Source organism: Aquimarina sp. 433 (genome assembly GCF_054054605.1).
This window is the reverse complement of sequence record NZ_JBSWZK010000011.1, coordinates 105,938-121,146: the sequence shown is the minus strand read 5'-3', so window position 1 is coordinate 121,146 and position 15,209 is coordinate 105,938. Positions and strand designations below refer to the sequence as shown.

Below are 15,209 nucleotides of genomic sequence, written 5' to 3'. Positions count from 1 at the left end.
GATTATGGATATCAATTTCGAAACAACAACCATGATCATTAGTATTGTGTTAACAGGATTAACGGCAGGACTATGTTTTACATGGACCAATGCCATAACTCCAGGAATAGGTCAGTTAGACGATTTATCATTTTTATTGTCTTTTCAACAAATGAATAGAGCGATCATTAATCCAATATTTCTGATCATATTTTTCGGACCGTTTATAAGCAATAGCTATGTAGCCTTTTTGAAATATCAACACCAAAATGCTTCGTTTTGGATCTTTTTAGCAGCTAGTCTAACCTTTACTATTGGAGTGGTTTTTATAACCATACTCAAAAATGTTCCTTTAAACGAAGTCCTAGATAAAACAAATTTGGCAGATGCTTCTTTGGAAGAACTTAAGATGCTCCGCAAAAGATTTGAAAACCCTTGGAAGCAGTGGCATTTTATACGAACGATAAGCTCCACAATATCCTTTGTTTTGTTACTAGTTGGGTCATTGTATTATCATCAATCTTAAATATCAAACATAATTAAATACATAAATTTTATACATCATGAAAAAAAACATTTTAGTCCTTGGAGGAACCGGTAAAACAGGAAAGAGAATTGTTAAATTACTAAAAGATCAGGATCACAATGTAAGAGTTGGATCTAGACAAGAAAATCCATCATTCGACTGGCATCGCCCAGAAGGATGGTCTGCAGCCATCGAAGGGATGGATACCATCTACATTACCTATCAACCAGATTTAGCAGTTCCTGGTGCCTTACAAGCAATTGAAAAATTGGTGGAAATTTCTAAAAACCAGCATGTAAAAAAGTTAGTCTTACTTTCTGGTAAAGGTGAAAAAGAAGCTCAATTATGTGAGCAAGTTGTCATACATTCTGGTATTGATTATACTATTGTTAGAGCTAATTGGTTTAATCAAAATTTTAGTGAGAACTTTTTAGTTGAAGGAATATTAGCAGGTCATGTAGCTTTACCATTTTCTGAAATGAAAATTCCATTTGTAGATGCAAATGATATTGCTCAGGTAGCGGTAAAAGCATTGACCGAAGATCAACATCACGGAAAAATATATGAACTTACTGGATCTGAAGCTATTACTTTTCAGGAAGCTGTTCAGATCATCTCGGATATTACTGGAAAAGAGATTCAATTTACTCCTCTTAGCATAGAGACTTATGTATCCGCATTACAACAAGAAGAACTCCCTGCAGATTTCATTTGGCTAATTGAGTACTTATTTACCGAGGTTCTAGGGAACCCTGATAATTCTGAAATATCACATGACATCGAAAAAGTACTAGGTAGAAAACCTATTACTTTTCGAGAATATGCAGAAAAAACAAATGCGTTAGGAATTTGGAACTCAGTTATAGAGCCATCTATTTAATTTAATACGAAAGGGACTGTCTAAATGTATATAGCCAGTCCCTTTCGTATTATATTAACTTTAAGTAAAATTAGATTAGCGATTATATGGTCGCTCATTTATCCAATTAAAACCTCTATTGACCAACAAAAATTTATCCACTCCCATTTTTGTGGTCTGTCCATAAATGGTATCATTTTTATGGATAAAATTAAAATCTAAAGTGTTTTTTGTTTTCGTATAATAAAAATCAAAAGATTCTGTATCGCCAGAAGAGGGAATGAATTTAATCCTTCCATTCGTTGTGGAATCCATTTCGATCGAAAAATTCTCTCTCTTCTTACTCATTTTCTCTATTTGAACGCTTCCTTCTCTTTCTATTCTAATATTTTTCCAACGTTTATCACTTCTATAATCAGTTAGTGTATCTCCATTCACTACAAAATTTGTCACTTCATACACTCCATGTAACTGTGGTTTTGGCTTATTTAAACCATATGATTCTTTACGATCCATGGTATTATAAAATCCATAACCAAGCGCATAAACTATGATTAAACTTTTTACAACATTAAGACCGATACGAATCCCTTTTTCAAGTTTTGGTTGTGCAATAACAGTTAGTTTTTCTACCTGCCTATTAGTTACCAAAAACTCCATCACTTTTCTTAAATCTCTAGATAACAGGAATAATGTCATGATTACTAAGTGCGTAGACAATATTTTTACAGGAACATCATAGAAGTAATTCACGGCCATCACATTCATCGTTGTCATTAATGTAATAATAGCTCCGAAAGTTGTAGTACGTCTAAAAAGTAATAGCCCAGCAAGAACTTCTGCTATTCCCATAAATAAGTTATAGCCTTTAGAAAAACCTAAAAATGTCCAGGCTAATCCCATTGGGGATGATTCTCCATATGGTTGTAATAACCTATAAAAACTTGGAGCTGAAAACTGTAATTGAATAACTTTTACCAATCCATAATTAATCAACATAAGTCCCACATAGTAACGCAGTGCCGTCGTTAACCAATAAAACAAAATTTTATAATTAGAACGCTTTCTGTCTAAAGCAGACCAAATTCCTGTACCTATTACGGCTGCAATAAAAATAACGAATACCACTAAATAATCGTAGCTTGTATCACCGCTGCCGTTAGGACCTGTACTTAGCTTAAATGGAATCCCCAGTATACTCTCTGCAAACCAAAGTACAAACTTTTCCATGAGATCACTTGGAAACTTAGTCACAAAACTGAAGAACGGGTAAGCACCATTATTTTGGAAAAAAATAATTAACAGGAAATAGATAAATGAAAATCTGAAACCAATACGAGACCATATAGACCATTTGTCGTTATCCGTAGAAGACGCATATGTAAACAAAGGGAAGACGAAAAGTAGCATTAGAACAATGGGTATGATTATACCGATGCTCGGAAAAAAACTTTCTATACTTCCGGTACTTTTCGAGATACCTTTTCCTTCAATAGCTAAGGAATACTTTCCATCTACGCTATCTGTACTAGATGTAAAAGTGAATTCTTTTGCTAAAACTATTTCTTCCTTACCGATACCAGGGGTCCATTCGGGAATTATGCGATCGGTTATTTCAGTTTCAAATCCAGCATTTTTAATATCTACCGGTTGAAACTCCCCTTGATCATCTTCTATGTACAATTCGAATTTATCAAAGAAAAACGTTCCATTATTAGAGCATATACCTCCAAAAACAAGTTTTTCGGATTTACTGTTTAGAATTCCTTGAACAGTATATGGACTCCAAGAATCGGACTTTATAGGTCTATCTCCCATATTATCAAAGAATCCTCTTCCTTGATTTGGTTTATTATCTACTCTAGCCCAAACTCCAGCCCAAGCCTTTGCATCTTCTGTTTTTACCTTAACGTGTGCAATTACCTTAAACTTGCGCACAGAATCTGTAGCGATCTCTACTGATTGAACAATAGAGGTCCAATCTCTTGAAATCTCCTTTATTTCCTGACTATTAGCAAATAAACAAATAAAAAGCAGTGCAAATAATGTAATGAGTTTTTTCATATTTTTTGATTGATGTGATGAATTTAGAAATCAACTATAGTAACTAAAGTTTTAACAAAACGTTGCACTTTTTTATGATTTCGTTTTCAATAAATATACAATTCAAAAAAATTATCATCATACATATTTGATCATTAAACAAAAAACTCGACTAGGAATTTAATAGACCATAGTCGAGTTTTTATTTGTGAGTTTTTTATTTATTTCTGAGGAATAAGTACTGATACTTTTCCGTTAAGAATATCTCCATTTCTTAATTTGGTGTCACAAAAAATTAAAGTTATTCTTTGTCCATCATTCGTTACAAATATTTCCGTTTCTGGAGTAGAATCTCCATTCTCCATTAACACTTGATTCGTAGACTTAACAAGGTCTCTCTGAATATGAGTACCTTCAAATTCGTAATCTACTCCAAAGTATTGACCAGTTTTAGGATACCCGTTTTCTAATTCATTAAAATTAATATCAAAGATATCAGGCCATATCCCAAATCTAAATCCAACATTTCCTTCTCCACAGCAATTAGGATCCGTAACCGTCACATAAGCATCTCTCCAAACACCATCAAGACTATAATAGTTATCCTGTGTATAAGAGCAAGGGACTGCAGAAGTAGTAAATGAGCTCCAATCATCGTCTCCTGTTGGTCCATTTTTGGTAAATGCAGTGTAATAATAAGTAGTATTAGGTTCTAAAGATGTTATCGCGTAATTAAATTTGTAGAAACCAGTATAATACTCTACTTCTCCTTCTAGTTCAATTACTCGATCATTACTTGAATCTTGAGGATCTCCAGTTCTAAATATGAATCCTACTTTGTAAGTGTCTGATTCCCTAAAAAACACATTTTCGTGATTAATAAAACCATTTAGAGTTACTGAATTTTCAGAAATATAAGTGGTATATGATTTTACATTAGGTGCATCATAAATAGCATCTAAATCTTCATCATCAAAACCTAAAATATCACTCTCACTACAAGAAAACAGTATACAAGTTAAACTTAAAAGAAGTACTAATTTTTTCATTGATTGTTCGTTTTTTAATTGAACGCAAAAATGCAGTAATTAAACTGTATTTACAACTTTAAGAAAGAACTTTCGAGTCAAGAATCAAATCAAAATACAAGTTTTCAAATAAGGGAGTATTCAGATTTTAAAAAAGTATTGAATATAATTATGAATCAAGAAAAAAACACCTCTCTTCATATTACAAAATGGAGAAGTCGTACTCATGTATATCTAATCTAAAAACCTTTCATAAAGCACTGTAAATTAAGTATCTTTAGAAATAAAAAAGTTCATCCTCACACCTTGGAATATATTTTCAAGATTAATCAACTATCATCTTATGAAAAAGACTTTTTTCCTAATTCTGTTTGTATTCATAAATTATCAACTTAATGCTCAAAAATTCCTTAATGCAAAAGATTCGGATCCTAAAACATTAAAATGGATGCAAGGATACCCTCCAACCAAAGAAAAAACTATCTCCGCATCTAACGGTAGTTTTTTTACATTTCCTGCATTGCGATATAGTGTATGTCATATGAGAGAGTTTTTACCTACTACCGAGGTAAAATCTGCTTCTTCTAATCGATATCAATTTACTACAAAAATAGACCCTGCTATAGATGAAATTGAATTTATTCCATTAGATCGTAATGAAAAAATGAGTTGGAAGACATCTCTAGATAAGAATTATACCGATGGAATTATCATATTGCACAAAGGAGTTATTGTTTATGAAAGGTATTTTGGTGAATTAACGAAAGATGGTGTACATGCAGCTATGTCTGTTAGTAAAACTTTTACAGGAACATTAGGTGCTATACTAGTCACTGAAGGTATATTAGATCAAGAAGCGAAAGCTGTTCAATATATTCCAGAACTTCAAAATTCTGCATTTGGAGATGCTACCATACGGCAAATATTAGACATGACCACAAACTTGAAATATAGCGAAGATTATTCGGATCCTAATGCTGAAATCTGGTCCTTTTCGGCTGCAGGTAACCCTTTGCCTAAACCAAAATCTTATAACGGTCCTAACAACTATTATGAATATCTTCAAACTGTTCAAAAAAATGGAACGCATGGAGACGAGTTTGGTTACAAAACAATCAATACCGATGCTCTAGGCTGGATTATTTCTCGAGTAACCAATAAAAGTATTCCTCACCTACTATCGGAAAAAATATGGAAACCACTAGGTACTCATATCGATGGATATTTTCAGATAGATGGTGCCGGAATTGCTTTTGCTGGTGGTGGATTTAGCGCAAATCTTAGAGACATGGCCATGTTTGGAGAAATGATACGTAACAAAGGGTATTTCAACAATACCCAAATAATACCTTCTAAAACTGTTGAAAATATTATGAAGGGAGGAAATCAAGAAGCTTTCAGAAAATCTGCTTACAAAACATTAACCAATTGGAGTTATCGAGATATGTGGTGGATTACTCATAATGAGCATAACGCTTTTGCAGCAAGAGGCGTTCATGGACAAACAATCTATATTGATCCAAAAGCAGAAATGGTATTAGTTAGATTCTCATCTCATCCTGAAGCCAAAAATGCAAAAATAGACCCTACTTCTCTACCCGCTTATCATGCTGTAGCTAAATATTTGTTAGAAAAATGAAAAACTCATTAGGTAGATATAAACATATTTCTAATTTAGTCTGTAGCTTTATTCTATTTATAACAATATCGACCACGTCGCAAGAAAAATCTGATCTACTATTCTATAGTAAAAATGGCATTACGATTGAAGGTCAGTTACAAGCTGGCGCAAATGTAGTAGGAGAAACCAATTTATTTTGGAATTTAGCAGATGTCCCTGAATTAGACTTTGATTCAGATACAGAATGGTTAGAACTTTATGTAAAACCAGGATTAAATTTTTATCATAATTTTAAATCCAATTCCCGTATCTATGCCAAAATATCGGGTGTTGGATCTTACACTTGGGGTGTAGACGCTTTTGATGCAAAAAATACTGGGCGGATAACCTTAGAAGATGCTTATATAGGGTATCGTTTCAGAATAAAAGACAGTGTTTTAGTAGAGCTATCTATAGGATCTCAACCACTCAAATTAGGCACAGGAATGTTAATCTCTAACGGAGCTTCTAGTGGGTTTGAGCGTGGTGCACTGAAATTTGGACCTAGAAAAGCTTGGCAAAAAACTATATTAGGAAAAGTAAGTAAAAATAAATTCAATAGTACATTCTTTTATTTAGCACCAAATGAGTTACCTTCTAATGATACTGATAATGAATTAGCTGGTCTAGACATCAATTATCTTATTTCCAAAGAAAGATATCTAGGATTATCATACATACGAGTAATAAATTCTAATGCTCCTTATCCTCAGGCTGCACCAAATGGAGAAGGTCCTCCAACTATTACTGAAGGAGATAGGAAAAATCTAAATGCTCTAAATCTATATTCAAAAATAAATCTCTTTGGTAAAAGTTTACATAAGTTATCCTTAGGAATGGATGTTGCGTATCAATTCAATCCTACGATAGATCTTTCTTCATTAGGAGGTCGATTGCAACTGGTCTATCTATTTCCAAAGGTATCCTGGAAACCAACATTAATGTATTCTTATCAATTCTTTTCTGGAGATAATCCAGACACTAATAATCAAGAACGATTTGATCCACTATACTTTGAAGGCTCTCCAAGTTCATGGTCCACAGGATCCAAATCCTCAATGGTATTTATTAATTCTAATGTACAGTCACAAGGCCTAACGTTTCAGGTAAGACCTTCGTCTAATGATATTATTACGCTGAGATATGCTCATATTGCTGCTCAACAATTACGAAGTCCTATACAATTTGGACAAGCTGCGCGAGTGGAGTTTTCTAATGAAATTCCTACCGTGATTGCTGGAGTAACCAATTCTCATTTAGCAGATGATGTATTTATAGAGTATAATAAAATTATTGGCAAACATTTATTCTTCAATGCAGGATTTAGTATTTCTTTTCCTGGTAAAGGAATTCGAAATATAACGAATTCAACGTCTAATTGGACAGGAGGATTTCTTAATTTTGTAGTAAACTATTAATTCGATTAAGTGAATTTTTTTAGAAACATATTTAAAAAGCGAACTAAAAAAATCATTCCTACGCTTCTTTTTTCTGGAATTGGAGCGTCTGAAATTAATGAGAAAGATATTTGGGTTTACAATTATCCTTTCGAACCTTCCTTTGCATACCCCGAAAAAAGAATTAACGCTAAGGATATTGTCTCTATCTGTACTGCTTTTGGTACTGCAAGAGTTATTCTAAAAGAAGATATCATTTTTATTGCTGCAGAAAAGAAAGAGGATTTAAAAACATTTGCATATAAAAATAATATCCCTTTATCAGCATATAGTTGGAACTGGGATTGGATTCTAGAACCTTATCTAGATACCGAACTAACCGAAGAGTATCAACAACAAGTACAAGTTTTACTTTTAGAAAATGGTTTTAGTATCAATGAAGTACAAATGATCAGAAAAGAAGTCGGAAAACAGATGTATCGGTATAACTTCAGTACCATGTTATGGGAATGGTGTAGCCTATCATTGCCAGATGTTCTATCTGCTATGAACGCTTTATATACTAAAGAAAAGTTTAGAGAATTTTATAAAAAAGCTCTTGAAATAGAAAAGAGAAATAAAACATTATGATTATTTCTCTTTTAATGATATAAATTCTGAATCTTCTGAGTCCCGATTTACATTAATTTTCATTGCATATACCTGTAAAATAGACTCATTCTCTACTCTTACCCAAAATATCTCGAATGATCTTTAGATGATGCTTGGTATGGATTTTTAAAAAATATTTCGCCTGACCTTTATTTAATTGACCAAAAACAGGATGCATAAAATTCGCATTTTCATCTAATTCTTCGAATTTAGAAATGTGTATTCTTGCCTCTTCGAGTTGTGATAAAATGTTCTCTGTCTTAATATCACTTGGAGGCAAAACCGATGCCGGAGATTTTCCTTTTCCTCTTGGTATAAACCTAAATAAAAAAGAAATACTACGCCATACATTAAAACGCTTCTCGTATACTGTGGGATCCGAATTTTGAAGAATCGTATGAATCTTATTTATTACTTTGAGGGTGTGATCCAAATGCCAAGCCACAGCGACCTTAGAAACCTGACTATTATATCGATCTCTAAACTGAATCAAATAAGCAATATCTTGTAACTGGTTTTCCATATAACCCATTTAACGTCCAAACTGCTAACTCGCCATATCCCCAAAAACCAAGTTACAGATATCCCCAAACGTAAATAATGGTTATCTCATTGTGTTCCATATCAATTATTTATGTTAAAATTCAAATCGATATCCAAAATCAGGGAAAAATCCTATCTGATTTACCTCATCTACATTATTGGTTAATCGATTATATCGTCTGGCAAACAAATTCTCATTGGCAGTTACATTCTGAAGATCTACATAAAACTGATGCGAAGTTTTCTTTTTCTTACTATTTATTTTGTAGCCAAACTTTACATCCCAACGAAAATATCCATCATTCTGTTCGCTAAATGCCAGATCTTCTTGTAGCACTTCAAAACCTGCAGCTTGAGAAGCAGCTAAATCAACAGGTGTAAAATAGCGCCCGCCAGAAAAAGTCACTCTTGTATCAAAAAACAATACATCTTTTTTTGTCTTACCCATAGCAAATTCTTTTCCTGCCAGTAAATTCAATACATATCCATTATTGAATGGCGTATTTCGTTCGATACCATCACTTCCTTTATATTTACTTTCAAATAAGGACGTAGTTAATAAACCGTAATATCCATTCTCAAAAAATCGTTCTACGGTCAGTTCAATTCCCTGATTAAATCCGGTTCCCTCATTTACCAGAGAAACTCTATCATTATCAAATCCAAAATCTGCTCCTTCGGTTAATGAAGAATAACTAGACGAAAATGGCTCTACTGCAGCATTATCAATATCCTGATAATACACTTCTAATTTAGCACGCCAACTGCTTCCTAATTTCACATCATATCCTAGTACATAATGATTACTTCTCACAAAATCCAAATCTTTATTAGACTGCACTATGGTTCCGTTTATTTCTTCGTTTAAGAATAATAGCGGTAATGATACGGGTTGATGATGTAATCCATAACCAAAACTCAAACGATGATTTTGTGATACTTTATAATTAAGTCCTGCTCTTGGTTCTAAGACAAATTGCTCATTAAGAGAACTATATTGCCCATGCAATCCGGTATTTAATGTAAGCTTTTCGGTAAGTCGAAACTGTCCTTGGATAAAAGGTTGAAATATGGTTAGGTTTTCATCGATATCACGAAATGTAAATATATCAGGATCACCATCATTATTAAGATCTGGTTGCTCTGTTCTATCTCGAAGTAAGGATGTTACTCCTATATTCTCTGCCAAAACTCCTGTTCGTATCGTGCTTCTACTACTAAGCTTTGAATTAAACAATGTAGAGAAGGTAAATCTATTTTCGGTATTATCCGCTTCTGTAAAAAGAATTGTTCTTTCTTGTGGAGTATTTTTATCAATAAAACGATCAGCTACGAAATCATTTCCTGTAAAAGATCCGGAAAGAATTGTTTTTAGGTACGATTTATCAGTAATATTAATTTGATGTTTTACACCTAAAACTCCGAAACCAGATTCTACAAAGGTATTTTCATCTTCTGCTGCAAACAAATCATCTTCATCAATGTCATCACCCAAAAAGTCAATATTAGAAAAACCTATTATTCCAAATAGAGAGAAATTACCCAACTTACTTTTTCCAAAATCAAGATTAAAAGACACATCACTATAATTAGGTGCTGCAGAGGTTCCTCCTGCTCCTACTCCTAATAATCCTACTAAGGAATATCTTCCTGCTACTAAAAACGAACCGTTATTTTTACCTAACGGTCCTTCTGCCATTGCCTCGATTCCAGTAAAAATTCCAACTTGAGCGGTGTATTCATAATCATCTTTATTTCCTTTTCTAAAACCAAGATCAAATACACCTCCAATAGCATTTCCATATTCGGAAGGAAAAGCAGAGGTAATAAAATCAGAATTCTTTAGCATATTTGGGTTTAATGCTGAAACGGGTCCACCCGTAGTACCTAAAGTACTGTAGTGATTAGGACTAGGAATTGGCACTCCTTCTAATCTCCAAAGCAATCCTGTAGGCGAGTTACCTCTAATAACTACATCATTTCTACTATCATCAGGAGCCGATACACCTGCAAAATTGGCTGCTAGTCTACCTACATCACTCCTACCACCAGAAAAACGCGTTACCTCTTCCAAACTAAATTGCCGAGCAGATACCGAAGTAAGCTTATTGATTGCTCTGGATTTATTAGTATCTGAGGTAATAATCACCTCATCTAACCGATCAAAAGCCTCTGTAAGCGAAACATTCACCACAGCATCTTTTCCAGAAGTTACTACTATATTTGGTAAGGTTATCGATTCAAAACCAATATAACTTACTCTAATTATTTGTCTACCTAATGGTACATTTTCAAGGGTAAAATATCCATCCAAATCTGTAATCACGCCATTGATTTCATCTGTATTTAACAATTCTACGGTAGCACCTACTAAAGGAGTTTCTGATTGTTTATCAATGACCAATCCTTTTATAGTGCCAGTTTGCGCTTTCATAAAGGAAATACATAGTAATGTACATAATAGCATTATTTTTTTCATCTCTTTTATTTTTAGTCAGACAGAGTTTCTCATTAATCATCTTTATAGGTACTTGTAAAATGATTATTGTTTATTTCTTATCTTTTTGATTTTACTCAAATCTGCTAACTACTTCAGGATGAACAAAATTAAATTAGTAGAGTCGTCATTTTTACTTTTGAAGTGTATGAAACGTTCTTTGAAGCTGTTTTAAGGGCATGATCTTAGTCCATTTGCAGATAAAATGACTTTTACTACAATTCAGATCGTTTTTTGACAATTCGCTGAAAACGAATCTTCAATTTGATCCATTCTTACGTATCTTTAACTGTACTATTACATGCAATATGTTCAAAAAGACTACTTTAAAAAAATTAGGAATACGATTTATCATCATTAATGTGGTATACTTTTTAATAAAGCTTACCATAGTACATGATGAGAAAGATTCCATTTTTGATGCACCTGGTGTATTTTATTATAGTAGTGCTTTTTTCTTATTTATGCTTGCTTGGGAAAGCAATGATTGGTTGGTAAGAAGACAACAATCCAAAAATGGTGGTGGTCTTGATATAAAACAAGGCATACAGATATTACTAATTAATCTAGCAATATGTCTTCCGGTTTCTGCATTGATATATTATTTGGCCATTTTTCAATTTGATCAGATCTGTCAAATAGATGCTGCTGATCCTTGGCTACGATTTAGAATTGATTTCTTCAGAGCTGCGATTCTCGGATTTGCCCTCATTATTTTCAATTTGTTTTATCATTCTTTACAACAGAAAAAAGAAATGGAGAATAAGATGAATGATATGCAAAAAGAAATAATGACCTCTAAATATAAATCTTTGAAAAATCAGATCAGTCCTCATTTTTTATTTAATAGTTTAAACACCTTAACATCTTTAATGTATGAAGACAGAGATCTCGCTTCTGATTTTGTTTCCAGATTAGCAACCTGTTACCGATATATTTTAGATAATCGAGAAGAAGATCTGGTAAGTTTAGAAAAGGAACTTAATTTTTTAGATTCTTTTATCTTCATGATGAATGTAAGACACGAAGGCGCTCTTAGCATTACTACACATATATCAGTAAATCCCAAAGATTTTGTTATTCCGACGCTTTCTCTTCAAATGCTGGTAGAAAATGCTTTAAAACATAATTATTATTCTAAAGAAAAACCTCTTGAGATCACTATCATTTCTGTTGAAAACACCAGCTTAGTAGTACAAAACAATTTGCATGTTAGAAAAAGAAAAGAAGAATCCACTAAGTTAGGATTAAAAAACATTGAAAAGAGATATTCTTTTTATACAAACGAAAACATAAAAATAGAAACGGAGAATGGATATTTCAAAGTAACCATTCCTTTACTGCCAAAAAACATGAAAGATGTTTCTATTGTAAAAGTATCCTAAGATGAAAGCAGTAATTGTAGAAGATGAAAACTTTGCCTCTAAAAGATTAGCTTCTTTAATAGAAGAATTGGCTCCTGAAATTAACATCATAGGGCAAATCACATCTGTAGAAAATGGGAGGCAATGGTTCGAAGATAACCCAAAACCTGATTTGATATTTTTGGACATTCAGTTAAATGATGGATATGGTTTTGACATTTTAGATATGCTAGAAGATCATCCTCCTGTTATCTTCACAACTGCGTATAACGAATATGCTATAAGAGGTTTTAAGTATAATGGACTCGATTATTTGCTTAAACCTATTGATAAAAATGACCTAAACAACGCCTTAAATAAATATCGAAAATCTAAGTCTAACAACAATGGGATTTTTGATGAACAAAAACTAGCAAGCATCAAAAAACTATTCAATAAAGAATATAAAAAACGATTTATGATCAAGGTTGGTAATCAGTTTAACACGTTTAGTGTGGATGATATTGCCTATTTTAAATCAAACGAAGGGTTAATTTTTCTACACTCTCACACAGGACAACAATACCCTATCGAGTATTCTATTGATCAACTAGAAGAAATTCTTGATCCTGTTCATTTTTTTAGAATCAACAGAAAATTTATGATCTCTGTAAAGTCTGTTATCGAAATCCATAGTTACTTCAATAGCAGATTACTACTAAAATTAAAACCTCAGGAAGACGAACAAATTATTGTTTCTAGAGAAAGAACCTCAAATTTTAAAAAGTGGTTAGATCTCTGATATCATTAAAAATTATCAAAACATGGACACCAAAAAAGTATTATTAACAGGAGTAACTGGTTTTTTAGGATCACACACTGCAATCCAACTATTAAATAAAGGCTATAAAGTAATTGGTACACTTAGGAATTTAGATCGCGTTTCAGAGATTAAAGAGGTTATAGCCCAAAACACCGAATATATTGATAATTTAGAATTCGCTGAGGCTGATTTATTAGATGAAGAAGTATGGTGTGATCTCGTTAGCGAAGTTCAGGATATTATTCATATCGCTTCTCCTTTTCCTAGAGAACTCCCCAAAAACGAGGATGATCTTATTATACCTGCAAAAAACGGTACATTACATATTTTAAAAGCAGCTTCAAAACATGGATTAAGAAGAGTTGTTCTTACCTCATCATCTGGAGCTATTATCTATGGGAAAGATAAAGACAACAGGAAAAGTACATTCGATGAAAACAACTGGACAGATATTCATAACAGGTTAGATTCCACACCATATTTTAGAAGTAAAACAATTGCAGAAAAAGCTGCTTGGGAATTTATTAAACAGGACACAAGTGGATTAGAATTAACTACTGTATGTCCAGGCGCTATTTTAGGACCGATACTAGAGAAAGATTTTGGGACTTCTGCCAATATTGTGATTAAAGCTTTAGATGGTAGCTCTCCAGCAATTCCAAGAATTGGTTTTGATATGGTGGATGTTAGATCTGTAGCGGATTTACACATAAAAGCTTTGGAAGCTCCAGAAGCTGCAGGAGAACGATTTGTATGCTCAGCAGGATATATGACTTTTAAAGAAGTGGCTAATATTCTAAGAGAAAACTACCCAAACAAAAAGGTTCCTAAATTTACCTTACCAGATTTTGCTGTTCGTCTATTTTCTAATATCGATAAAACTATCAAACCTATTTTAATAGACTTAGGTACTGAACGAAAGGTGAGCAACAATAAAGCTATTAAACTGTTAGATTGGAAACCAATACCTGTAAAAGAAGCTATTTTAGCATGTGCAGAAAGCGCTATAAAACTCAGTTTAGCGTAATATGAAAAAAGGTATTAGAATTCTATTTGTACTATGCTGTATTCTCATTGGTCTATATCCTTCTTCTTATTTTATACTACATCGAGAGTTTGGTCTACTCAGTACTAAAGACCCAAAACTGCTTTTAGATCTCGCTTGGAATATTTCTTTTTATTTTCATATTATACTTGGCGGAATTGCTCTATTAACGGGTTGGATACAGTTCAGTGAAAAAATTCGTATAAGTAAAATCAAATTACATCGCTTTTGTGGAAGAGTCTATGTCATATCTGCATTACTTAGTGGTTTAGCAGGAATCTATATAGGTTTTTTTGCAACAGGTGGTATAATAGCTTCGTTAGGTTTTATTAGTCTTGGAGTACTATGGATCCTATTCACTTTTATTGGATTTAGCCATATTCGACAAGGGTTAATGGACACCCATAAAAAATATATGTATTATAGCTTTGCATGCTGTTTTGCTGCAGTTACTTTAAGAATATGGTTACCTCTACTTACGCTATCATTTGGTGATTTTATAGTTGCGTATAAAATTGTTTCCTGGTTATGTTGGGTTCCTAACTTAGTAATTTCTCACTTCCTAATACGTAATAATGATCTTAGAAATAGTACGATTCGCAAATCTATACACTTATGATCTTCAAATGTTTATAGGATTTTTCCTTCATAATCTTACGGGAAAATCTCACAAAATTATACACATACAAGGCATACAACTTTATAATTAATTTAGTAATTTAGTGATTCACAAATTAAGATGAGTTGTTCATACTCATTTATCTCTCACTCAAACATTTATATAATTACATTTTAGGGCTTAGCATAATAAATTG

The 15,209-nt window shown here is 32.8% G+C and carries 13 protein-coding genes; 9 read left to right on the top strand and 4 right to left on the bottom strand.

Annotation, left to right across the window (positions count from 1 at the left end):
• Positions 1-4: 4 nt before the first annotated feature.
• Together ACWNT5_RS20135 and ACWNT5_RS20130 are read left to right on the top strand one after the other, a co-directional pair.
• Positions 5-505, top strand: coding sequence for an anthrone oxygenase family protein (locus ACWNT5_RS20135; protein ID WP_299899858.1), 501 nt, complete (start codon positions 5-7; stop codon positions 503-505).
• 37 nt (positions 506-542) lie between these two features.
• Positions 543-1,385, top strand: a complete 843-nt coding sequence (locus ACWNT5_RS20130; protein WP_456518405.1) for an NmrA family NAD(P)-binding protein — start codon at positions 543-545, stop codon at positions 1,383-1,385.
• 75 nt (positions 1,386-1,460) lie between these two features.
• Here the strand turns inward: ACWNT5_RS20130 and ACWNT5_RS20125 are convergent, their stop codons facing one another.
• Positions 1,461-3,428, bottom strand: coding sequence for a hypothetical protein (locus ACWNT5_RS20125; protein WP_456518404.1), 1,968 nt, complete (start codon positions 3,426-3,428; stop codon positions 1,461-1,463).
• 200 nt (positions 3,429-3,628) lie between these two features.
• On the bottom strand, positions 3,629-4,456 hold the full coding sequence (locus ACWNT5_RS20120) for a fibronectin type III domain-containing protein (protein ID WP_456518403.1): 828 nt from the start codon (positions 4,454-4,456) through the stop codon (positions 3,629-3,631).
• A gap of 322 nt (positions 4,457-4,778) precedes the next feature.
• Between ACWNT5_RS20120 and ACWNT5_RS20115 the strand changes: the two genes are divergently transcribed.
• The 3 genes from ACWNT5_RS20115 to ACWNT5_RS20105 are packed head-to-tail and all read left to right on the top strand — an operon-like array spanning position 4,779 to position 8,122.
• Positions 4,779-6,074 (top strand): serine hydrolase domain-containing protein, encoded by a 1,296-nt coding sequence (locus ACWNT5_RS20115; protein WP_456518402.1) that lies wholly within the window; start codon positions 4,779-4,781, stop codon positions 6,072-6,074.
• A complete protein-coding gene (locus ACWNT5_RS20110) occupies positions 6,071-7,513 on the top strand; it encodes a hypothetical protein (protein WP_456518401.1) in 1,443 nt (480 codons plus the stop codon). Before ACWNT5_RS20115 ends, ACWNT5_RS20110 begins: the two co-directional genes overlap by 4 nt.
• A 9-nt stretch (positions 7,514-7,522) precedes the next feature.
• Positions 7,523-8,122: a DUF7079 family protein gene (locus ACWNT5_RS20105; protein WP_456518400.1), complete on the top strand. Its 600-nt coding sequence runs from the start codon at positions 7,523-7,525 to the stop codon at positions 8,120-8,122.
• 85 nt (positions 8,123-8,207) lie between these two features.
• Here the strand turns inward: ACWNT5_RS20105 and ACWNT5_RS20100 are convergent, their stop codons facing one another.
• Together ACWNT5_RS20100 and ACWNT5_RS20095 are read right to left on the bottom strand one after the other, a co-directional pair.
• On the bottom strand, positions 8,208-8,666 hold the full coding sequence (locus ACWNT5_RS20100) for a DUF1569 domain-containing protein (RefSeq protein ID WP_456518399.1): 459 nt from the start codon (positions 8,664-8,666) through the stop codon (positions 8,208-8,210).
• A 114-nt stretch (positions 8,667-8,780) separates the two neighbouring features.
• A complete protein-coding gene (locus ACWNT5_RS20095) occupies positions 8,781-11,165 on the bottom strand; it encodes a TonB-dependent receptor (protein WP_456518398.1) in 2,385 nt (794 codons plus the stop codon).
• 326 nt (positions 11,166-11,491) lie between these two features.
• Here ACWNT5_RS20095 and ACWNT5_RS20090 point away from each other — a divergent pair, with 326 nt between their 5' ends.
• From ACWNT5_RS20090 to ACWNT5_RS20075, 4 genes are read left to right on the top strand one after another with little or no spacing between them, the layout of a single operon-like run.
• Complete coding sequence (locus tag ACWNT5_RS20090) at positions 11,492-12,568, top strand: sensor histidine kinase (protein WP_299609445.1); 1,077 nt, start codon at positions 11,492-11,494, stop codon at positions 12,566-12,568.
• 1 nt (position 12,569) lies between these two features.
• Positions 12,570-13,328, top strand: a complete 759-nt coding sequence (locus tag ACWNT5_RS20085; protein WP_299609443.1) for a LytR/AlgR family response regulator transcription factor — start codon at positions 12,570-12,572, stop codon at positions 13,326-13,328.
• A 22-nt stretch (positions 13,329-13,350) separates the two neighbouring features.
• Positions 13,351-14,376, top strand: coding sequence for an SDR family oxidoreductase (locus ACWNT5_RS20080; protein WP_456518397.1), 1,026 nt, complete (start codon positions 13,351-13,353; stop codon positions 14,374-14,376).
• A 1-nt stretch (position 14,377) separates the two neighbouring features.
• Positions 14,378-15,013: a DUF2306 domain-containing protein gene (locus ACWNT5_RS20075; protein WP_299609439.1), complete on the top strand. Its 636-nt coding sequence runs from the start codon at positions 14,378-14,380 to the stop codon at positions 15,011-15,013.
• Positions 15,014-15,209 lie beyond the last annotated feature (196 nt).

Coding starts and splice junctions, on each gene's coding strand:
- ACWNT5_RS20135 (WP_299899858.1), top strand. CDS start 5: ATGGATATCAATTTCGAAACAACAACCATGATCATTAGTATTGTGTTA.
- ACWNT5_RS20130 (WP_456518405.1), top strand. CDS start 543: ATGAAAAAAAACATTTTAGTCCTTGGAGGAACCGGTAAAACAGGAAAG.
- ACWNT5_RS20125 (WP_456518404.1), bottom strand. CDS start 3,428: ATGAAAAAACTCATTACATTATTTGCACTGCTTTTTATTTGTTTATTT.
- ACWNT5_RS20120 (WP_456518403.1), bottom strand. CDS start 4,456: ATGAAAAAATTAGTACTTCTTTTAAGTTTAACTTGTATACTGTTTTCT.
- ACWNT5_RS20115 (WP_456518402.1), top strand. CDS start 4,779: ATGAAAAAGACTTTTTTCCTAATTCTGTTTGTATTCATAAATTATCAA.
- ACWNT5_RS20110 (WP_456518401.1), top strand. CDS start 6,071: ATGAAAAACTCATTAGGTAGATATAAACATATTTCTAATTTAGTCTGT.
- ACWNT5_RS20100 (WP_456518399.1), bottom strand. CDS start 8,666: ATGGAAAACCAGTTACAAGATATTGCTTATTTGATTCAGTTTAGAGAT.
- ACWNT5_RS20095 (WP_456518398.1), bottom strand. CDS start 11,165: ATGAAAAAAATAATGCTATTATGTACATTACTATGTATTTCCTTTATG.
- ACWNT5_RS20090 (WP_299609445.1), top strand. CDS start 11,492: ATGTTCAAAAAGACTACTTTAAAAAAATTAGGAATACGATTTATCATC.
- ACWNT5_RS20085 (WP_299609443.1), top strand. CDS start 12,570: ATGAAAGCAGTAATTGTAGAAGATGAAAACTTTGCCTCTAAAAGATTA.
- ACWNT5_RS20080 (WP_456518397.1), top strand. CDS start 13,351: ATGGACACCAAAAAAGTATTATTAACAGGAGTAACTGGTTTTTTAGGA.
- ACWNT5_RS20075 (WP_299609439.1), top strand. CDS start 14,378: ATGAAAAAAGGTATTAGAATTCTATTTGTACTATGCTGTATTCTCATT.